The sequence below is a fragment of the Paenibacillus sp. BR2-3 genome (genome assembly GCF_046529485.1).
GTDB lineage: Bacteria > Bacillota > Bacilli > Paenibacillales > Paenibacillaceae > Paenibacillus_AQ.
In genome coordinates this window covers 3,085,973-3,105,794 of the sequence record NZ_CP126311.1, presented here as the reverse complement: position 1 = coordinate 3,105,794, position 19,822 = coordinate 3,085,973, and the positions used below count along the sequence as shown (strand labels likewise).

The window sequence follows — 19,822 nt, the reverse complement described above, 5'->3', positions numbered from 1 at the left end:
AGGTGTTGCCCTTGAAGAAATTACAAACTATTCCCGAACCATTGCTGTACAAAATAAACAGGTCTACGACGCTACAAAAGAGATTTCACAAGGTACTCAACAAATATCGGATTCTATTCTGGAAGTCTCTACTATCGCTGAGAATACCTCTTCTAACTTACAGGAGATCGTAAAGGCATCCGATATTCAGGTGCATGCCTTGACAGAAATTACAGAAGCATCGGAAACTATGTTCAAATCTGTAAATGAAACGAGAGAAGCAATTACCCAATTTAACGTTTAGCTACTGATTTTATAAAAGAAATCGCTCTTTTAGGGCGATTTCTTTGTGTTGTTCAAAAAGTGCTTTTTAATTGGCAAAGATATGTTTTCCAATTTTAAGATTTTGGGAACGTGTCCAAATCCAGCTGCTGGTAGCTGTATCCGGATTAAAATAATAGAGTGAATGGTTGGTTGGGTCCCACCCACGGACGGCATCCAAAGCAGCTAAATAAGCTGTCCGGTTGGGAATGAGCCAAAATTGACCATCATCTACAGCCGTAAATGCACCAGGTTGGAATACTACATCTTTGATATTATTTGGGAATTGATTTGATTGAATCCGGTTCATAACTACAGCGCCAACAGCAACTTGGCCGGTATAAGGCTCGCCACGTGCTTCACTGTATATGATTTTAGCCATGATATCCATTTCGTAAATATTCAAAGAGTGTTTTTTTAACAATGCCCAAGTTTTGGCGCCTGTAATTCCGTCAGCTGGCAGGCCGTATTTCTTTTGAAACTTATAAACGGCTGCTTTAGTGTTTGTTCCATAAGTGCCATCTAATGGCTGAGGATAAACACCCAGTGTTTTTAACCGATACTGGAGATCCCATACATCCCCTGACTGATTTCCCTTTTGGAGTACCGGCGCAGCATCGGCTGTACCGCTGCTTAGAATTGACACACTTACGAATATCCAAATCAGCAAAATGGCGAAAATTTTCGATATATTCATGGTCGCCTCCTTTCGAGAGCATTATAAAGGGGCTATCTAAGATGAGACAACCCTCACTTATTGGAAGAAGATAATCCCGGGAGGTATGGGGAACAACATGAACAATAACAATAGCGGCAGTGGCGGCGGAATTCCGAAGCACATTAAAGACGATGCGCAAATGGGAAGAGGGGATCGTGACTGATTTTAGCGTGAGCCGTTTGATAATCTTTAAAATTTAATGAGAAATACATAGAATCTAATTAGCTGCATAAAAATTATTACTTCAGAAAAGGCTAAAAGAGAGAGTTATCTAAAATTGATCATGAAAGGAGTCTTACCAATGTCCCATGAACAGTTTAAAGATTGTATTGAAGAATGCCTCCGTTGTATGGTAGCTTGTAACCATTGCTACACGTCCTGTTTAGAGGAAGGCCATGTTGGAATGATGAAGGAATGTATTCGTCTTGATCGGGAATGCGCGGATATTTGTGCTTTTGCTGCGCAAGCCATGTCAATGAATAGTGCCTATGCAAAAGAGATTTGTAAGGTTTGTGCAGATGCCTGTGAGGCCTGTGGAAACGAATGTAAGAAACATGATTCGGAGCACTGTCGACTTTGTGCGGAGGCATGCTTTAAATGTGCTAAGGCTTGTCGGGCCATGGCCGCTTAATCTAATGGAATTCAAACGAAAGTAAATTAAGAAGGACAAGCCCGTGATTTAATACTCTAGGGGCTTGTCCTTTAAAACTTTATAAGCGTGCTTAAAAAGAGTTTTAAAACAATAGGCACTCGCTCCTAAAATATTCACTGACTGCAATTTCAAAATGACTTGACAAATACCCTAGGGGGGTATAGTGTGGTGGATGTAGATAATGAATAAAGGGGATGGAATAAATGACAAATGCAAAACTGACTGTAGAAGGAATGTCCTGTAACCACTGCGTTAACTCCATCAAAGGCGCTTTAAAAGAAATTGGTGTGGAGGGCAATGTAGATCTTCAGAAGATCAAAGATATGAGGTTAAGTAAATAACTAAAAAATAAGCCGCCAACCGGTCGGCTTATTTTTCTAATATAGAGTCAGCAAGGAGACAAGAACATGGACGAAATAACAGAAGAGAAATCCCAGCACTGTTCAGACTCTCAAGAGCGTAAAAGTCATCATTCCGCTAATACAAAGAAACAATTGATTACACGGCTAAACCGTATCGAAGGTCAAGTCCGAGGGGTAAAAGGCCTTATAGAAAAGGATACTTATTGTGATGATGTATTGAACCAGATTTCTTCTATTCAGTCTGCACTGAATGGGGTGGGCAAGATGCTGCTTGAGCATCATATGAAAAGCTGTGTTATAGATCGTTTGCATGAGGGGGATCATGCTGTAATTGATGAGCTTCTGCTTACGGTAAATAAATTAATGAAATAGCTTGCTCTGAAAAGGAGGATTATAAGTGGAGTCTCAAAACAATGCAAATAAGCAGGAAACTCTTCAAATTACAGGAATGACATGCGCTGCTTGCGCAAATCGGATCGAAAAAGGGTTAAAGAAACTGGACGGCGTTCAAGAAGCGAATGTTAACTTCGCCATGGAGAGAGCAACGGTAACGTTTAATCCGGGGCAACTGAGCTTGAAGAATGTTGAAGAACAAATTGAAAAACTGGGTTATGGAACCGTTAAAGAAAGCGTTGATTTTCAGTTGATGGGCATGACTTGCGCGGCCTGTGCTGCAAAGATCGAGAAAACATTAAATAAAATGCCCGGCGTATCTTCAGCAACCGTTAACTTTGCAATGGAAAAAGCACATGTGGAATACAACCCTCTCGATGTTACCATTTCCGATATGCAGCAAAGAGTCCAGAAGCTCGGTTATAAAGCTGTTCTTTCCGAAGAACAGCAAATGGACCCGGCAGAGCTGCGTAAGCGGGAAATCAAGGGTCAACAGAGAAAGCTCATTATTTCATCCGTTTTATCTTTTCCGCTGCTCTGGTCCATGGTAAGTCATATCTCTTTTATGTCCTGGATTTGGACACCGGATCTTTTTATGAATCCCTGGTTTCAATTCCTGCTCGCCACCCCGGTTCAATTTTATATAGGGGCACAATTCTATGTGGGAGCTTATAAAGCGTTAAGAAATAAAAGTGCAAACATGGACGTTCTTGTTGCTTTGGGGACTTCGGCAGCCTATTTCTATAGCCTGTATCTAACCATTGATTGGGTAATAAGAGGCGCTGATGTTCATCATGGCCCGGACATGTATTACGAGACAAGTGCTGTTCTGATCACTCTGGTTATCCTCGGGAAATTATTTGAATCGCTGGCCAAAGGTCGGACCTCGGAGGCAATTAAAACCTTAATGGGGTTGCAGGCAAAAACCGCCTTGGTGATTCGGGACAATCAGGAAGTGAGCATTCCTATTGAAGAGGTCATTGTTGGAGATCTTATCATCGTTAAGCCGGGCGAGAAGATTCCGGTGGACGGGGAGGTTGTAGAAGGCTACTCTTCTGTTGATGAATCCATGCTAACAGGGGAAAGCATACCCGTGGGCAAAAATGCGGGAGATCAGGTTATTGGGGCTACCATTAACAAAAACGGCGTTTTAAAGATTCAGGCCACCAAAATTGGAAAAGAAACTGCATTAGCTCAAATTATCAAAATTGTTGAAGAGGCACAGGGCTCTAAAGCTCCAATACAGCGGGTAGCGGATGTAATTTCCGGCATTTTTGTACCGATTGTTGTCGGAATATCCGTCATCACCTTTATCGTGTGGTATTTCTTAGTCTCACCGGGTAATATTGCGGAAGCATTGGAAAATGCGATTGCGGTGCTGGTTATTGCCTGCCCATGCGCCCTCGGTTTAGCAACCCCTACTTCAATCATGGCCGGCTCGGGCAGGGCTGCAGAATGGGGGATATTGTTTAAAGGCGGCGAGCACCTGGAATCAACACATAAGATTAATGCCATTATTCTCGACAAAACGGGGACCATTACCAAAGGCAAACCGGAATTGACTGATGTGCGTGCAGTGGGAATGGAAGAGAAAGATTTTCTAAGGCTGGTTGGATCAGCGGAAAAGAACTCGGAACACCCTCTTGCAGACGCAATCGTATCCGGTATTCGAAACAAAGGCATCGAACTTTCATCAGCAGAAGAATTTGAATCGATCCCCGGATTTGGTATTCGTGCAGTAATCGAGGGGAAAGAAATTCTCGCCGGTACCCGGAAGCTGATGGCTAAATATGAGGTGGACAGCAAGGATGCTTTAAATGCAATGTCGGCCCTCGAAGAGGAAGGGAAGACAGCCATGCTGATCGCTATCGACCGGGTATATGCAGGCATGGTAGCCGTTGCCGATACGATTAAAGAAACATCAAGCGAGGCGGTAGCGCGGCTTGAACAGATGGGAATTGAAGTTATCATGATTACCGGAGATAATGAGCGTACCGCACAAGCTATTGCGAAACAGGTCGGGATTCGGAACGTACTCGCTGAAATTCTTCCAGAAGGTAAAGCGGAGGAAGTCAAGAAGCTCCAGGCTCAAGGGAAAAGAGTGGCCATGGTCGGTGACGGTATCAACGATGCTCCAGCACTTGCAATGGCCGATATTGGGATGGCCATCGGAACAGGTACAGACGTTGCCATGGAAGCTGCGGACGTCACACTTATTCGCGGGGAGCTCACAAGCATTCCGGATGCTATTTATATGAGCCGTAAAACAATGACGAACATCCGCCAGAATCTGTTCTGGGCGTTGGCGTACAACACATTAGGAATTCCTATTGCGGCTATTGGACTCTTGGCTCCTTGGGTTGCAGGAGCAGCCATGGCACTCAGCTCGGTTTCTGTAGTTCTTAATGCACTTCGGTTGCAGCGTGTTAAAATGTAATAGCAATATGCTTAAGGTATAGAAGGACCGTTTTCCGGTGTTTCACTGGGGAACGGTCGTTTTTTTAGCTGCTGATGACCGTATCCCTCACATCATTGCATTCCTCAATCTTAAAATTCCTTTCTCAATCAGCTCCATACTCACGTTCCCGTATCCTAGGATGAGTTTGTTATTATGATCTTCTTTGCAGATGGTATGAAGTTCTACCGGGTAGACTCGTACATGATGCTCATATATTTTTTGAAGCAACTCTTTTGTGAAATCCAGTTCAGTAAATTCCACTATGAAATGAAGACCCGTTGAATGACCTGATATTTTGATCTGGTTTGGAAAATGATGTGTAAGACTATTTATTAAGGTTTCGCGGCGCTGCCGGTAAATCTTTTTCATTTTTGAAACATGTCTCTCTAAATGACCTTCCTCAATAAAACGTGCTAGCGTTAGCTGTTCCAGTGACGGGGAATGAAGGTCGTTAAACCACTTTATATTCCTGCAGCGATCCGTAAGGGAGGGGGGAAGAATAAGATATCCAACCCGAAGACCTGGAGACAGTATTTTACTAAATGTTCCAACATAAATCACTCGTTCAGGCTCTAACCCTTGTAATGAGCTGATGGGTGGCCCGAGATAGCGGAATTCGCTGTCATAATCATCCTCAACGATGTAACAGTCGGTTGCTCTGGCAAACTTGATCAATTGCAGTCTTCTCTGGATCGGTAATATACCCCCAAGAGGGAATTGGTGGGAGGGTGTAACAAAAATAAATGCCGGTTTCTTATCAGGAGGGATCAGGTCTGTTTTCATGCCATATCCATCGACCGGGACTGGACAAAGAACGGAACCGGGTTCGGTAAATATGGTTTGTATTTCATGCGTTACTGGATCCTCGATTACTACTTCATCTCCCGGTTTGAGAAGAAGCTTGGCTATTAGTGAAAAGGCTTGAGTCGCTCCTGAGGTCACTACTATCTGTTCAGGAGTGCAACGAATGCCTCTAGTTCGAAGTAAATATTTCGTTAATGCCAACCGCAACTCCAAACGACCCTCGGGATTTCCATAGCCAAATGCGGTATGGGAGGTCTCCAGTGACATACGGTATGCTAATTGCCCCCATATTTTTCGGGGGAATAAGTCCAAATCAGGAATGCCGGATCGAAAATCAATCACGTCCTTAGGGTTCTCCCTGGATTCCACAGCCTGAAGTGAAGGCAACGCTAAGTGATAATTCAACTCCTCCAAAAAAGTTCCTTCCGCCACATAAGTTCCTGATCCCTGACGGCTCTCCAAGTATCCCTCTGCAATGAGTTGCTCGTAGGCTTCAATAACAACATTACGGGAAACTTTAATGTCAAAAGCCAACTCACGGGAAGAAGGCAGCCGGTCCCCGGTCTTTAATTCTCCCCGCAATATTTGTGTACGGATATGTTCATATACTTGTCTGATTAATGGCATGTCCGACAACTTATCTATGAGAATCCACATGATCTTTTGCACTCCTTATAAGTGGTACCCTTGTAATTCGCAATATTGGCTCTACAATAAACCAATTTATCATGTTATTTTTTAGAAAGATAGCATTTTTCATATTTTCTTCAATGGAGGTACTAACATGAAATGTGTAATGGTCATTGATTCATCGAAGCGCAATATGGAGCTCAACAGAACATTAGGTTTTAAAGAAGCCACTTCTTTGGGGATCGGAGCAATGGTTGGTGCAGGGATTTTTGTATTAAGTGGTGTGGCTGCCGGTAAAGCAGGACCATCCGTATTGGTAGCATTTACTTTAGCTGCTGTACTCGAAATTCTGTTGGGATTGTGTTATGCGGAATTGGCAACCAGATACCCTCGAGCCGGAGGCTCCTATGAATATGTACGTGAAACGATGGGACCTCTGATTGGAACTCTGGTTGGTTGGGCCTATTGGGGAGCATGGTTGGCAGCAAGCAGTTTTGTATCTCAAGGATTCGGCAACTATTTAAATGCTTTAACCGGGGCTTCACCCATCCTAAGTGCGGTTATTCTTTTATTGGTATTAGGAGCTCTTAACATTATGGGCGTTAAGCTCAGCGGGATCGTTCAAGTCTGTATAGTGATCATTGAAATCCTATTGTTACTGGGCTTTTTCTCAATGGGTTTCAAACATGTTGATTACTCTTTATATACACCTTTTGCTCCAAAGGGTCTTGAAGGAATTTTTGCTGCAGGATTGGTTGGATTTCTTTCTATGGTGGGTTGGGATGCTATCGTAGCTATGGGGGAGGAAATTAAAAATCCGCGAAAAATCATCCCAAGGGCAATTTTTGGTTCCATCAGCGTTGTTCTTCTGCTTTATATAGGGATGCTGTTCGTGGCTATAGGTGTTGTTCCTTGGGGAGAACTTGGAGCGTCTTCCGTTCCAATCGCACTGGCAAGCCAGCAATTTATGGGTAATGTAGGACCTGTTATTGTCAATATTATCATCGTCATCGCGCTGCCTGCTACTGCAAATGCATTTATACTTTCCATTTCGAGGACAGCCTTTGCGATGGGACGAAACGGACTGCTGCCCCAAAAAATATCGTACATACATCCCCGTCTAAAAACCCCAGTATGGGCTATTGTTTTAGGTGTTGGCATTCAAGTCCTATTTACCCTGTTCAGTTCGATTAATATTGCGGTATCAGCAACGGGATTTTTGTATTTATTAACTTTTATCTTCACCATGATTGCCTTCTTCATTTCCAGAAGACGCTTATCGATAAACGAAAGACAAAACCATTTCAAAGTTCCTTTTTATCCCGTTTTACCGGCACTTGCTCTCGTGTTATGTATATCCTTGATCATTCCGGTCGGAAGTTCAGGATTCTTTACTGGTATAGTCTGGCTATTGATCGGGGCAACGTTGTTTGGATTAAGACTCGGTATTCCTGCCAATAAATTAAATCTAGAGGAATAAAAAGGAGTAGCTACGAATTATGAAGATTATATGAAGCTATCCTTGTTAAATAATTCACAAATATAATATATAATAGTTGATGATTGGTTCTATAGCATTAAGTAGAGAAAAGAGGTAGCTATAGTGATAAATGTTACGAAACTGCTCACAGGTATGAAGGGCGAAGGAGATCACCTGCGTTATGCAATTACGGCGGGAGCCAAGCCGCATGGTGTTTCAGCAGGCAAAGGGCCTGTTGTTGTATGGAATGTGACCCGTGCATGTAACCTGAGCTGCAGACATTGCTATGCGGATGCCTGTGCCGTGAAAGATCCCGATGAGATGTCAACGGCAGAAGCAAAAGAGTTCATTGAGGATCTGGCTGCATTTCAAGTGCCGGTCCTGCTGTTTTCCGGTGGAGAACCGCTGATTCGTAAGGATATTTTTGAGTTGATTTCTTTTGCCGCCAGTAAAGGGCTGCGACCGGTTGTGTCCACGAATGGTACTTTGATTACTCCTGACAAGGCAAGAATGCTAAAGGAAGCAGGCGTCAAATATGTCGGCATTAGTCTGGATGGACTGGGAGAGCGTCATGACATATTCCGTGGCAAAAGGGGTTCCTTTGAGCAGGCTTTGGCTGGCATACGTAATTGCTTGTCCATCGGCCAGAAGGTGGGGGTCCGGTTTACGATCAGTAAACATACGTACGGTGACCTGGACGGAATCCTTGATTTAATTGAACGGGAAAATATCCCCCGGGCCTGCTTCTACCATCTCGTCTATTCCGGTCGTGGGAGCGCCCTACAGCAGGAGGATGTTACCCGAGAACAATCACGACTAGCACTTGACAAGATTATCGCCAAAACGATGGATTTGCACAGCAAAGGCAAGCAGGTAGAACTGCTTACCGTGGACAATCATGCGGACGGGGTTTATTTGTACCAATGGATGAAGGAACACAACCCTGAACATGCGGCCGAGCTTCTGGAACTCCTTCGGCGAAATGGCGGCAATCGTTCCGGGGTGGCGATCGGTTGTGTAGATTGGCATGGTAGAGCCTATCCCGACCAGTTCACCAGGGACATCGAAATCGGTAATATTCGTGAGCAGAAATTTAGCGAAATCTGGCGTGATGCTGCCCACCCGGTAATGGCCGGGCTGCGGGACAGAAAGTCTCTCCTGAAGGGGCGCTGCAGAGAATGTGCTTGGCTTGATATTTGTAACGGCAATTTTCGAGCCCGCGCTTCGGTCAGCGGTGATTTCTGGGCCGCCGACCCTTCCTGTTATTTAAGCGACCGTGAGATCGGAATCGTATAAACACCAAAGGGAGGCTTAAGTTATGCTCATATCCTGGAATGTGACCAAAAGATGCAATTTATATTGCGAACATTGCTACCGTGACTCCGGACCGGCATCGCCTACTGAAGGTGAACTGACCACGGAAGAAGGGCGCCGCCTGATTGACCAAATCCAGGCGGCCGGATTCCGGCTCCTCATCTTTAGCGGTGGCGAACCGCTGACACGTGACGATCTGTGCGAATTGATCTCTTACGCGGCAGCCAAAGGGCTCCGTCCCGTACTCGGAAGCAACGGTACACTTCTGACCGCCGGTAAGGCGGAGGAACTCAAAAAAGCTGGATTGGGAGGGATCGCAATCAGCATAGACAGCGCTACTCCGAATTACCACAACCGGTTCAGAAACACTACGGATGGCTGGGAAAGAGCGGTACAGGGGATACGATATGCCCAGGAGGCCGGCTTGAGGGTGCAGATTAATATGACGCTTACAGCCGACAATATGGATGATTTTGAGCAGGTGGCCGAGCTCGCGGAGAAGTTGAGTGTCTCATCCTTGCATCCGTTCTTTCTCGTCCCCACCGGCCGCGGCATCCATATTGAAGAAGATGCCCTGAAGCGGGACCGGTATTTCACGGTCCTGCGCAGCGTGTTATCCAAACAGAAAACAACAAGCATTGAAATCAAGCCAACATGCGCTCCCCAATTTATGCCGCTTGCCAAAAGCATGGGTCTTGATATGCGTTACACGCGGGGATGTCTCGCCGGCGTCGCCTACTGTTCCGTGCTGCCGGACGGCGAAGTACATATTTGCCCGTACCTGCCGGTTAAGGTGGGGAATGTCCGTGAGCAGCCATTTGATGATATCTGGAGAGACAATCCGGTATTCCGGGACCTTAGGAACTTCAAGAAATACGAAGGAGCCTGTGGTTCCTGCCCGGATGTTAACATTTGCGGCGGTTGTCGGGCGCGAGCGTACTATTACAGCGGCGGCAACTTCATGGCTGAAGAACCATGGTGCTACAAAAGAACAGAGGCATCGCATCTGATTAAGGAGGGATAGCCGATGAAACTGGATGTAACAGACCGGATTCTGCTGAATCGGCTGCAGGTAGAAATCCCTTTGGTGACACAGCCTTGGCGTGTGGTTGCGGAAGAGCTGGGGATACAACAGGAAGAAGTGCTGCAAAGACTGGAGAGTCTTAAGAATCAAGGGGTTATCCGGCGGATTGGAGGTGTTTTTAATCCGGCTGGTCTCGGTTACACGGGCAGATTGTATGCGATGCAAGTGGCAGAGGACCGTTTTTATACGACTGCCGCGGTAGTCAATAGCTATAAAGGCGTCACTCACAATTATCGCAGACGTAATTGGTTGAATATGTGGTTTACCTTGACAGCGCGAACCGAGGAAGAACGAAGAGCAATGCTTGAGCCGATCCGCGAGGCGGCTGGCAATACACAGCTCTATGAATTTCCAGCCGAGCAGGTGTTCAAGCTGAAGCTGTTTTTGAATATGGAAGGAAAACCAGCGGCAACGAATACGAATTTTGTCCAAGAAAAAAATAACGATAGTAGATTCATAAGAGAACAAAGCAAAATTGATACTTTAGATCTGCTTATTATCCGTGAGTTGCAGGGAGATTTGCCGTTGTTAACCGAGCCTTATCATGAAGTAGCACGTCGGACGGGCTGCAGAGTGGAAGAGGTAATCCTGCGTTTACAAAGGCTGCAGGCAGGAGGAGCATTAAAAAGAGTTGGAGTCATCCTGAAGCACAGGAAAGTCGGCTTTTCTGCCAATGGTCTGTTTGTTTGTGTCCTGCCGGAGGAAAAGATTAATGAAGCTGGCCAAAGACTGGCTAGCTTTGAAGAAGTTAGCCACTGTTACAAGCGCCAGTCTTATCCTGAATGGCCGTATAATGTATACGCTATGATTCATGGGGCTACTGAAGCGGAAGTGCAGCAAATTGTTGAAGGATTCATAAGGGAGAAATCCATCGAGTCTTACGATATCCTCTTTAGCACAGAGGAACTGAAGAAGACGAGCTTTTCCATTTAATAATACTTGCCGAGTCTCTGGACAATATTCCCCTATTGTTATAATGAAAAAGAAACCCCAAGTAAGATCTGCAGGAAGAGTCCAGCAGTTTTACTTGGGTTATGTATGTGCCTTTAGACCTTAATATCAACAGTTTGCCCACGATACTGATCCGATATTTTTGTATTGTGATTCTGATGGGCTGCCTCAGTATGCTGGTGATTGGCCGATTGTTTTTTCGCGGCCCCTCCAGTCATATTTTCCATTCCACTATTCCTTGGCATATTAGCTGCACTCGATACCCCGCCCATACCTGTCATTAAACATTCCTCCTCGTCATGTGTTTACCTAATATTTAATACCCATTCATAGTAACACTAAAATGTGTCGTTTTTATGTGGTTTGTGCGGGGGACAGGAAAGAGTCTCGGTACTTTTCTCACGCGTAAAATAATCTAGTAATCATTCGCCAGGTTATTAACACTAAAATAAGAGAATGGCTAATTATTTTTGTAAAAAACCATCGTTTCTTATATCTCCTCCAAAGTGAGTTGGTATCCTTTTATTACAATATAAGGATCTTATTGAAGATTCAAAAGGGGGGATACTTTAGCTTAACAAGATTTGTTAAATTCACAAGATTCCGAGAGGAGACTGAAAATGAAATTATTGAAAACAATTGTATTGTCAGCTACTTTGGCTGTGTTTTCCTTAACGTTAGTTACAAGTCCAGCTACCTTAACTCATGCCGCCCAAGCGATAAAGGTAACCTCCATAACAGTCAAAAGTCCTTCCAAACCGTTAACACCAACTCAGACATTTCAGTTGAAGCCAACCGTGATTACCTCACCGAAAGGCAATGCAAAAATTACATATTCTTCAACGAATACTAAGGTAGCTACGGTAAACGGAAGCGGATTAGTGACGGCGGTCAGCCCAGGAAAGGCCACCATTTATGTAAGTTCAGGCGACAAAAAAACATCTGCTGCAATAAATGTAGTAACTTCCGATCATAAACACTGATGATCTCCATTTAAGGAACCAAAACAACTCTCGGTTCGATCAGCATAACACTATGATAAACCGTCCATTAAAAGATGATCGTGATTTGCTGATTGAGAAGATGAGCAATTCTGACGGAGTTATTTTCGCTCCCCCTAGATTTTAGGCCTCCGCAAAAGGCGGCATATGGTTTACCTGTTACTAAAGATATATACAGCAACGCCCCTCAGCAGACTTATCGACCCTTTTTCCGCGTACTTGACGATTAAGGAATTAATATTATCGAAAAAAGCTCGAGAACCACTATCAAAGTGGAACTCGAGCATCAATCGAGCTTTTTTGTGAGCCAGCTGGTTCCGGGTTTGGACTTTTAGTTAACTGGTAACTTTTGTGATAATTCATCCAACACCTGAATTAATTGGTTATCAATTTTTAATAATACTTCTTTATCGAGAGGTGATGCATTGGCCGCAGCAATAGCTGGATTTAGGCTTTCCTCTATTTGTTCATAAATGTCCGGGTATTTAGGTTCTACCCCTTCCTCGAAAGAGGACCAGATCTCCTCTAATTTCGGTCCAGTCTCCTTAATTTTTGCTTCATCTCCAGCAGTTGCAGCTTCTCTAAGTTGCTTTGCTGTATTAAGTAACTCGGCAGTTCCCTCTTTAATAGCAGAATCAGATACAGTCTTTTCTTCAGTCTCACCAGCTGCAGATGATGCTTCCGTTTTGTTCGATTGTCCGGACTCGTTTGCTTTAGAACCACAAGCGGAAAGTGTCAAAGCAGAAATGAGTAGAATAGACATAAGCAGGAACATTTTTTGTTTCATGGTAATACCTCCGTGTAAGTTAGTTAGGAATGAACAGTGGATTGCTTGGCAAGACGCTTGCTAATGCTGCTTCCAATGAGGAAGGCTAAAGCTCCCAGCGCAATAATGATTTGTGGTATGGCACTTTCCCAAGAAGGGAAGAAACCCAAAAAGTTGATGCTTGGCAAAACAGAGCTGTTGGATGTCTTTAAAGTTCCAGCAAGCTGCAAGCTGTGTATACCAAGTCCTGTGAATTTAATACATAAATAAAAGACGATAAAGCTTGAGACTAAAAAGAAGGGGCGAATCGGTAATTTCATACCTACATATAGCATAAGAAACGCTACAATTGCTAAAATTCCAAAGCCTAGCAAGATGCCGAGCAAAAGCTCCTGAACACTAATTTGATTGACCATCCCGATAAGGAAAAGAACGGTTTCTGTACCTTCTCTAAATACGGCCAAGAATGAAAGTATACCAAGAGAAACGATGCGTCCTGTAGATACAGCCGTTTGAGTTTTGGTCTGAATATAAGCATTCCACTTCTTAACATTAGAATTACTATGAAGCCAGTAGCTCATATACAGCAACATGACTGCGGCAAAAATCCCTGTCCAACCGCCGATAAGGAAGTTGTTTGTGCCAAAAGCTCCTGAAGAGAATGCAAACTTAACAATTATCGCTATAACAGCACTAAGGAGAAGCCCAGCCATTACTCCAGACCAGACCCAACGCCCACCTTTACTAACGTTGGACTTTTTCACAAACGCAAGTAATGCGCCAACCACCAGCAATGCCTCAAGTCCTTCCCGGATCGGAATCATGGCAGCATCCCAATAGGTGTAAGACGTTTTTTGTGCAAGCGGCGTGAGATAAGCGATCATGTTATCCAGGATTTTCGCCGCGTTATCATACTCTTGCTTAGTAACCATCGCATTTGCAACTACAATGTCACGTTCCGAATTACTGTAGACAGAAGCGGACTGTGCTACAACATTGCCTTCAACACTTAACCAACTATCTCGAACCTTGTTAATAGCATCCTGAGATGCAGTTTGATCGTGTTTTAAAATATGTTCCTTCGTTTGCTCTAGGAGAGCAACAAATCCGGGAAGTGTTATGTTCTCCTCTTGGTCGTCGGTTCCTTGACTGTACTGGCCGTGTATGTAACGATCAAGCACTTGTTGTAATTTTTGCAGCGCAGGGATAATTTCTTCCTGCTTATTGAGCATAAAAGCATAATCCACTTGACCCATCTCAGTTTCAATATCTTTGTAAGCAGGTTTGGAATCCACTTTAACGGAATCCTCTGCATCCACCCACTGATCATGAAACTGATCGTAAATTTGTTTTGATTTAACCAGGTCTTCTTTCGCCATATTCATTGCTTGCGAGATCAAAGGTTCCGCTTCGCCCATTTTTTCGATCCCCTCACTTGCAGCATTCGCGAGCTGCGGCAACAGTAACATGGTGAGAATAAAAGGTAGAACCAGTAGAATCAAAAGCTGTTTTCGCACGAACATTTCCCCCAATCTGTAAATACTAAATTCTTTTGTAATAATGAGAATCATTATCAGGTATTAACATGTGCTTCATTTTACTTGATAATGATTCTCACGTCAATGATATTTACATGAGAAAATAATGAACATAAAACGACACTAATAAGACATTTAAGTGAAAAAAGCATGATTAATGATGGGTATTTGGGTAAATGCCGTGTGCACCTAAAAGGCTTCTCCATAGACTGTTGTTGTGAGTCAAATATAATCTGCCATATGACAAAACCAGATGAGATTACAGCAATCAATAAAGGAGAGAGATGAATGTCCAAAGAATTAAATTTAAGCACTACTAAAAGAGTTCCTCTGAAAACACAGAGAAGAATTAAAAATAGTTCTCCAGGATTAGTTGGAAACATTGTTGTTGTTCGAACATTATTCGGCACTTTCATAGGATGTTTACGAAGCATTGGGCCAACCACCATTCGTTTACGGGTTTTTAGCGGAATTGACAGAGCATTTATTACGATTCGAATTCCAATTGGCATCATCCTAGATATTTTCCGTTTTCCATGTCCATAATATTTTTATTGGCTGATTCGTTCTGAACTCGAAAAAGAGGAGCCGAGGTTCGTCATACCTCGGCTCTTTCTTAATCCTTTCATTTTCCCTCTTCGCTTTCGATGGAAAAAGCACTTGATTTGGGAGTGAATTTTATTGATACGGCCGAAGAGATCGGGTTATTGTATCTACAAAGGGCGGATTGATGGGACAAATACGAGGAAACAACTGATGGTGCAGTACGGTGAAGAGCCGGAAAATCTTTTGAATAAGTGGGGCTATACGTATTGGTCGATTGATAGGGCCAAGGAAAGGCTAGTACCTTGACCGTGAATAATATTACCTTTAAGCTCTCCATATAGAGTCAAATGGGAGGGCTTACCAATGAACAAAAAATACGTGGTTGAACTGAAAGACGAAGAACGCGAACGGCTTCAGCAACTTCTTCATGCGAAGGAGACTTCACGGGGAATTCGAAATCGCTGCCTCATCCTCATGCTGGTAGATGAAAGTCAAGGAGCCATTCCCAAGCAGATGGAGATTGCCCAGCGAGTTGGTGTTAGTGACGTCACGATTCATCATACCGTGAAGAGTTACTGTACCCGCGGCTTAGAGGCCACATTGCAGTATCGAAAACGGTCGGAGCCGGGGCATCCCTCTGTGATTACGGGAGAACTGGAGGCCCGGATCATTGCACTGGCCTGTTCCGAGCCGCCGGTGGGCTATGCTCGCTGGACCATTCGTCTATTGACGCGCCGGGTCATCGAACTGAATATTATAGAATCGGTGGGACGAGAGACGATTCGAGCCACGTTAAAAAAACGAAACTTAAGCCTCACTTAAAGAAACAATGGTGTATTCCCGCCAAGTCCAGCGCCGAATTTGTCGCCCGAATGGAGGATGTTTTGGAGACGTATGCCCTGCCTTACGATCCTGAAATCCCACTAATTTGTATGGACGAACAGCCGATTCAGCTTCTGGAGGATTCTCGTCCATCCGAACCGATGAAACCTGGGCAAGTGCGGCGTGAAGATTACGAATACGTACGAAAGGGAAGCTGCAGTGTGTTTTTGTTTACGGAACCGTTAGCTGGATGGCGTCACGTACAGGCAAGCGAAAGACGAACCAAAGCAGATTGGGCACTTCAAATCCAGGAATTACTGGACGTTCACTATCCCGATGCGAAACGGGTTCGGCTCGTCATGGACAATTTGAACACGCACACAATCTCTTCGTTATATGAAACCTTTCCGCCAGAACAGGCCTTATCTTTAGCGAAACGATTGGAAATCCACTACACTCCCAAGCATGGAAGCTGGCTAAACATGGCCGAAATTGAACTGAGTTCTATGACGATCCAATGTCTGGATCGGCGCATCGGCTCTATCGAACAATTGCAACGCGAAATCACGGCATGGGAAGTCGATCGCAACCAGGCACAAAAGTCCGTGGAGTGGCACTTTACCACTCAGCAGGCCAGAGGCAAATTGAAACATTTATACCCTGAAATTTGATGCGGTCAAGGTACTAGGATACCAACCGAATTATAATTTCCCGGAATTTTACGCTGCTTTAAAAGAAGGCAATGTTAACCATTACCCTTATGCCAATCTTCCTTGGTGGGGAATGTAACGTTCGGCTGCTTTCACATATGAGTTATACCTGACAGAAAATCATTTGTATGTTACAATATGAATGAACGAAAAAATATTCATTCGCATAGCTTAAATTATAGATAATTCGGAGGGTAATACGGTGGAAGATAAAAAAACTTATATTTTTAATTGCGGGAAAGAGTTGTTCAGCGCCAAAGGATTTAAAGACACAAATGTTTCTGATATTACAGAAAAGGCCGGGATAGGGGTGGGTACGTTTTATAATTACTACTCCTCGAAAGATAAACTTTTCATGGAGATTTATTTAGAAGAAAATGCGAAACTTAAAAAGAGTATTATGGAATCTGTTGACCCGGATGATGATCCCTTAAAGTTGATTCAAGAATTTATGTCACAAAACCTCAGTGGCATGAACTCTAATCCAATACTGAAGGAATGGTACAACAAGGATGTATTCAGTAAGATAGAACAACAATACCGTGAAGAAAATGGAAATAATTCCGTTGACTTCTTATATGGCAATGTTTCGGAGTTAATTGAAAAATGGCAGGCTGAAGGTAAGATGAGGGATGATATAGATGGTGAGCTTATTATGGCCATTTTTGCAACACTGATAAATATCGATACCCATAAGGAAGAAATTGGGTTTAAATATTTTCCGAAAATTTTAGAGTATATAACGGAGTTTGTAATTAAAGGCCTGACTGATAATCCCAAATAGCGGCTGAAATAGGGAGACAAATGCTTATGCTGGAGGTGCAGCTTTCTTGCGGAATTTGGATTAGTCGCTCGTACCCGGTCCTCCTATTCCAAGCATTTCCTTCATCACGCACATAAATGAATGAATAATAAAATATTCATTCATTTATGAGTCTTTTCATATGTAAGATTCTTTAATAGCGTTTCTGAACTTATGCATTCTTGGAACGGCAATTGAAAGGAGGAATAATGATGAGCAATGCCGCGGTAGCCCAGTCCACGAACTTTGGAATGGGCACAGTGATGACACACAAAGTCTTTGGCAAGCATGCTGAAGATGCACTCAGAGCTGTTGAGGATGAAGCTCTGCGGCTGGAAAAATTACTGAGCCGCTTTATGCCCGGAAGCGAGATAAGCAGGCTCAACGGGTCTGCTGGCATGAAATGTGAAAAATTGAGTATGGATACCTATGAGGTGCTGTCGCGTGCTGCACAATTCTCTATCTCTGGTAAAGGATTATTTGATGTCACCATCGGTCCTTTGGTAAACCTGTGGGATTATAAGTATTCGTCAGAGATTCCGGATGAGGCAAGGATAAGGCAGGTTATGCCTCTGTTAAACAATGCAGATTTGATATTTGACCCCTGTGAAAAGACAGCAGGACTTAAAAAAGCGGGACAGTCCGTTGATTTGGGAGGGATAGGCAAAGGATTTGCCAGCGATAAGTTTTTAGAGATATTTAGTAAATTTGGTGTCTCATCGGCTTTTACAAATATCGGGGGAAATGTAGCTGCTCTGGGGACAAATCCTGATGGCTCACCGTGGCGTGTGGGTATACGGCACCCCAGGCACGAAAACCGTTTAATCGGTGCTGTGCTTGTAGCTGACAAAGCAGTGGTTACATCCGGGGACTATCAGCGTTACTTTGTGGATCGTGAGGGGAAAAGACGTCATCATATTCTGGATCCAAATACCGGATATCCGTCGGAATCAGGATTGATCAGTGTGACCATAGTTGCGGATAGCGCCACAGTTGCGGATGCATTGTCGACAATAGTATTTATAGCCGGAATGAAAAAAGGGCTTAAATTCCTCAAAAGCTTCCCCGGAACCGATGCTGTTCTCGTCGATACGGAGTTGCGAGTTTACGTTACCCAAGGTCTGAAAGACTGTTTTCAGACGGATAAGGGGATAAGAGTGAATATCTTAGATTAGATGATGGGAGAAGATCAGGATGAAAAGAAAGGGGAAAAGCAAAATGCTAATAGGGGTTATCGTTGTGGTGAGTGTTGTAGTGGCGGGACTGGGAGGAGGGTTACTCTTTACTGCCGGGGAACGGCGTGAAGCAAAAAATCTCCCGATCAAGGCCGTGAATTTTAAACAGCTTAATGATGGCACTTATATTGGAGAGTATGAGGGCGGCATGTACAAATGGAGAGCCAATAAAGTTCAGGTAACCGTGTCCTCAAGCAAGGTTACAGACATCAGGATATTAGAGCATAAAGAGAAACAGACATCTGAATTCACGGATAAACTGTACGGCAGGGTAATCCAGTCGCAGTCGCTGCAGGTGGATACCATAAGTGGTGCAACCCTTACCTCTAAAGCCTATCTCAAAGCAATAGAAAATGCGCTTGATCAAGCGCAGGAATAATAACACAGGAATCGAGAGGATGATACCATGATATTTTACTTTTCCGGAACAGGGAACTCGCTATATGCCGCTAAAACAATTGCCCGTCATACGGGTGAAGAGTTAATTTCAATATCCACCGCTGAAAGCACGGGTGCTACATGCCATGAATACACCTTGAAGGACAATGAACTTGTAGGATTTGTACATCCTATTCATTCATGGGGCCCTCCCAAAATCGTGCTTGATTTTATTGAGAAGCTTAAGCTGAATAATTACCTGGGGAACTACGTCTTTTCGATTGTAACTTGTGGAGGCAGCATTGGAAATACGATGAAAGTTATGAACGATTGTTTGAGGAAAAAAGACATACATTTAAATAGCGGATTTTCTATTAAAATGCCAAATAACTTTATCATAATGGGTGACGTAGATTCAAAAGAAGTGCAAAACAAAAAGCTGGCTGAGGCAGAGGGGACCTTGAAATATATCAACCATGTTATTGAGCGAAGAATAACGGGAGAATTTAAGGTGGATAAAGGTACTCTTCCGTGGCTATTAACCGGCATTATAAATCCTATGTTTAATAAAAAAGCCATTGATACTACAAAGTTTTATGTAAATAATCAGTGTACCGGTTGTGGTACTTGTGAAAAGGTTTGTAACTGTAATAACATTCAAGTGGATGGAAAACCACAGTGGGGGCCACGCTGTACCCTATGTCTGGCATGTGTCCATTATTGCCCCGCGAAAGCAATTCAATATGGCAAAGGAACTGAAAAAAAGGGAAGATATACAAATCCCAATATAAGTATCAATGAAATCACAAGAGAACTCGCGGAAAGAGCCGAAAGCAACCTTAATAACTTCTTCACAAGTTGCAAATGAGTTCTTCATA

20 protein-coding genes and 1 pseudogene are annotated in these 19,822 nt (G+C 43.7%); 16 read left to right on the top strand and 5 right to left on the bottom strand.

All coding sequences use genetic code 11. The features are described from left to right. Positions 1-349: 349 nt before the first annotated feature. The gene (sleB, locus tag PaeBR_RS14730) at positions 350-997 is read right to left on the bottom strand and encodes a spore cortex-lytic enzyme (protein WP_410511322.1); all 648 of its coding nucleotides are present in this window, start codon (positions 995-997) and stop codon (positions 350-352) included. Positions 998-1,319: 322 nt separating this feature from the next. Between sleB and PaeBR_RS14725 the strand changes: the two genes are divergently transcribed. From PaeBR_RS14725 to PaeBR_RS14710, 4 genes and pseudogenes are all read left to right on the top strand, one after another. Further along, positions 1,320-1,649 carry a four-helix bundle copper-binding protein gene (locus PaeBR_RS14725; RefSeq protein WP_410511321.1) on the top strand — a complete coding sequence of 110 codons (330 nt, stop codon included), beginning with the start codon at positions 1,320-1,322 and terminating at the stop codon, positions 1,647-1,649. 224 nt (positions 1,650-1,873) lie between these two features. Beyond that, positions 1,874-1,978, top strand: a pseudogene (locus tag PaeBR_RS14720) (heavy-metal-associated domain-containing protein); the annotation flags it as partial. A gap of 99 nt (positions 1,979-2,077) precedes the next feature. After that, positions 2,078-2,404 carry a metal-sensitive transcriptional regulator gene (locus PaeBR_RS14715; RefSeq protein WP_410511320.1) on the top strand — a complete coding sequence of 109 codons (327 nt, stop codon included), beginning with the start codon at positions 2,078-2,080 and terminating at the stop codon, positions 2,402-2,404. A 25-nt stretch (positions 2,405-2,429) separates the two neighbouring features. Beyond that, positions 2,430-4,862, top strand: coding sequence for a heavy metal translocating P-type ATPase (locus tag PaeBR_RS14710; protein ID WP_410511319.1), 2,433 nt, complete (start codon positions 2,430-2,432; stop codon positions 4,860-4,862). 87 nt (positions 4,863-4,949) lie between these two features. Here PaeBR_RS14710 and PaeBR_RS14705 read toward each other — a convergent pair whose 3' ends face one another. Continuing rightward, positions 4,950-6,347 (bottom strand): PLP-dependent aminotransferase family protein, encoded by a 1,398-nt coding sequence (locus PaeBR_RS14705; protein WP_410515189.1) that lies wholly within the window; start codon positions 6,345-6,347, stop codon positions 4,950-4,952. A 124-nt stretch (positions 6,348-6,471) separates the two neighbouring features. On the opposite strand from PaeBR_RS14705, the gene PaeBR_RS14700 reads away from it, so the two are divergent. The 4 genes from PaeBR_RS14700 (at position 6,472) to PaeBR_RS14685 (ending at position 11,128) form a co-directional block, all read left to right on the top strand. Then, complete coding sequence (locus PaeBR_RS14700; RefSeq protein WP_410511318.1) at positions 6,472-7,797, top strand: APC family permease; 1,326 nt, start codon at positions 6,472-6,474, stop codon at positions 7,795-7,797. Positions 7,798-7,920: 123 nt separating this feature from the next. Further along, positions 7,921-9,093 carry a radical SAM protein gene (locus PaeBR_RS14695; protein WP_410511317.1) on the top strand — a complete coding sequence of 391 codons (1,173 nt, stop codon included), beginning with the start codon at positions 7,921-7,923 and terminating at the stop codon, positions 9,091-9,093. 22 nt (positions 9,094-9,115) lie between these two features. Further along, the gene (locus PaeBR_RS14690; RefSeq protein ID WP_410511316.1) at positions 9,116-10,135 is read left to right on the top strand and encodes a radical SAM protein; all 1,020 of its coding nucleotides are present in this window, start codon (positions 9,116-9,118) and stop codon (positions 10,133-10,135) included. Positions 10,136-10,138: 3 nt separating this feature from the next. Beyond that, on the top strand, positions 10,139-11,128 hold the full coding sequence (locus PaeBR_RS14685) for a hypothetical protein (protein WP_410511314.1): 990 nt from the start codon (positions 10,139-10,141) through the stop codon (positions 11,126-11,128). Positions 11,129-11,241: 113 nt separating this feature from the next. Here the strand turns inward: PaeBR_RS14685 and PaeBR_RS14680 are convergent, their stop codons facing one another. After that, a complete protein-coding gene (locus tag PaeBR_RS14680) occupies positions 11,242-11,427 on the bottom strand; it encodes a hypothetical protein (RefSeq protein WP_410511313.1) in 186 nt (61 codons plus the stop codon). Between the two features lie 339 nt (positions 11,428-11,766). Here PaeBR_RS14680 and PaeBR_RS14675 point away from each other — a divergent pair, with 339 nt between their 5' ends. Beyond that, positions 11,767-12,129 carry an Ig-like domain-containing protein gene (locus tag PaeBR_RS14675; RefSeq protein ID WP_410511311.1) on the top strand — a complete coding sequence of 121 codons (363 nt, stop codon included), beginning with the start codon at positions 11,767-11,769 and terminating at the stop codon, positions 12,127-12,129. Between the two features lie 349 nt (positions 12,130-12,478). On the opposite strand, the gene PaeBR_RS14670 is transcribed toward PaeBR_RS14675, so the two are convergent. Together PaeBR_RS14670 and PaeBR_RS14665 are read right to left on the bottom strand one after the other, a co-directional pair. Then, the gene (locus tag PaeBR_RS14670; RefSeq protein WP_410511310.1) at positions 12,479-12,934 is read right to left on the bottom strand and encodes a hypothetical protein; all 456 of its coding nucleotides are present in this window, start codon (positions 12,932-12,934) and stop codon (positions 12,479-12,481) included. A gap of 23 nt (positions 12,935-12,957) precedes the next feature. Next, positions 12,958-14,484: an FTR1 family protein gene (locus tag PaeBR_RS14665; protein ID WP_410511309.1), complete on the bottom strand. Its 1,527-nt coding sequence runs from the start codon at positions 14,482-14,484 to the stop codon at positions 12,958-12,960. Between the two features lie 255 nt (positions 14,485-14,739). Between PaeBR_RS14665 and PaeBR_RS14660 the strand changes: the two genes are divergently transcribed. The 7 genes from PaeBR_RS14660 to PaeBR_RS14630 all read left to right on the top strand — a co-directional run bounded on the left by PaeBR_RS14660 (position 14,740) and on the right by PaeBR_RS14630 (position 19,812). Further along, positions 14,740-14,997: a hypothetical protein gene (locus PaeBR_RS14660; protein ID WP_410511308.1), complete on the top strand. Its 258-nt coding sequence runs from the start codon at positions 14,740-14,742 to the stop codon at positions 14,995-14,997. A gap of 363 nt (positions 14,998-15,360) precedes the next feature. Further along, positions 15,361-15,819, top strand: coding sequence for a helix-turn-helix domain-containing protein (locus tag PaeBR_RS14655; protein ID WP_410510947.1), 459 nt, complete (start codon positions 15,361-15,363; stop codon positions 15,817-15,819). Beyond that, positions 15,708-16,490 carry an IS630 family transposase gene (locus tag PaeBR_RS14650; RefSeq protein ID WP_410515058.1) on the top strand — a complete coding sequence of 261 codons (783 nt, stop codon included), beginning with the start codon at positions 15,708-15,710 and terminating at the stop codon, positions 16,488-16,490. The genes PaeBR_RS14655 and PaeBR_RS14650 overlap by 112 nt, the downstream gene beginning before the upstream one ends. Positions 16,491-16,731: 241 nt before the next feature. Further along, entirely contained in the window at positions 16,732-17,313 is a 582-nt protein-coding gene (locus PaeBR_RS14645; protein WP_410511307.1) for a TetR/AcrR family transcriptional regulator, read from the top strand. A gap of 230 nt (positions 17,314-17,543) precedes the next feature. Beyond that, a complete protein-coding gene (locus tag PaeBR_RS14640) occupies positions 17,544-18,506 on the top strand; it encodes an FAD:protein FMN transferase (RefSeq protein ID WP_410511306.1) in 963 nt (320 codons plus the stop codon). 19 nt (positions 18,507-18,525) lie between these two features. Further along, positions 18,526-18,945, top strand: coding sequence for an FMN-binding protein (locus tag PaeBR_RS14635; RefSeq protein WP_410511305.1), 420 nt, complete (start codon positions 18,526-18,528; stop codon positions 18,943-18,945). Positions 18,946-18,972: 27 nt separating this feature from the next. Then, complete coding sequence (locus tag PaeBR_RS14630) at positions 18,973-19,812, top strand: EFR1 family ferrodoxin (RefSeq protein ID WP_410511304.1); 840 nt, start codon at positions 18,973-18,975, stop codon at positions 19,810-19,812. Positions 19,813-19,822 lie beyond the last annotated feature (10 nt).

Coding starts and splice junctions, on each gene's coding strand:
- PaeBR_RS14665 (WP_410511309.1), bottom strand. CDS start 14,484: ATGATTCTCATTATTACAAAAGAATTTAGTATTTACAGATTGGGGGAA.
- PaeBR_RS14685 (WP_410511314.1), top strand. CDS start 10,139: ATGAAACTGGATGTAACAGACCGGATTCTGCTGAATCGGCTGCAGGTA.
- PaeBR_RS14640 (WP_410511306.1), top strand. CDS start 17,544: ATGAGCAATGCCGCGGTAGCCCAGTCCACGAACTTTGGAATGGGCACA.
- PaeBR_RS14675 (WP_410511311.1), top strand. CDS start 11,767: ATGAAATTATTGAAAACAATTGTATTGTCAGCTACTTTGGCTGTGTTT.
- PaeBR_RS14700 (WP_410511318.1), top strand. CDS start 6,472: ATGAAATGTGTAATGGTCATTGATTCATCGAAGCGCAATATGGAGCTC.
- PaeBR_RS14635 (WP_410511305.1), top strand. CDS start 18,526: ATGAAAAGAAAGGGGAAAAGCAAAATGCTAATAGGGGTTATCGTTGTG.
- PaeBR_RS14680 (WP_410511313.1), bottom strand. CDS start 11,427: ATGACAGGTATGGGCGGGGTATCGAGTGCAGCTAATATGCCAAGGAAT.
- PaeBR_RS14725 (WP_410511321.1), top strand. CDS start 1,320: ATGTCCCATGAACAGTTTAAAGATTGTATTGAAGAATGCCTCCGTTGT.
- PaeBR_RS14655 (WP_410510947.1), top strand. CDS start 15,361: ATGAACAAAAAATACGTGGTTGAACTGAAAGACGAAGAACGCGAACGG.
- PaeBR_RS14630 (WP_410511304.1), top strand. CDS start 18,973: ATGATATTTTACTTTTCCGGAACAGGGAACTCGCTATATGCCGCTAAA.
- PaeBR_RS14670 (WP_410511310.1), bottom strand. CDS start 12,934: ATGAAACAAAAAATGTTCCTGCTTATGTCTATTCTACTCATTTCTGCT.
- sleB (WP_410511322.1), bottom strand. CDS start 997: ATGAATATATCGAAAATTTTCGCCATTTTGCTGATTTGGATATTCGTA.
- PaeBR_RS14690 (WP_410511316.1), top strand. CDS start 9,116: ATGCTCATATCCTGGAATGTGACCAAAAGATGCAATTTATATTGCGAA.
- PaeBR_RS14660 (WP_410511308.1), top strand. CDS start 14,740: ATGTCCAAAGAATTAAATTTAAGCACTACTAAAAGAGTTCCTCTGAAA.
- PaeBR_RS14715 (WP_410511320.1), top strand. CDS start 2,078: ATGGACGAAATAACAGAAGAGAAATCCCAGCACTGTTCAGACTCTCAA.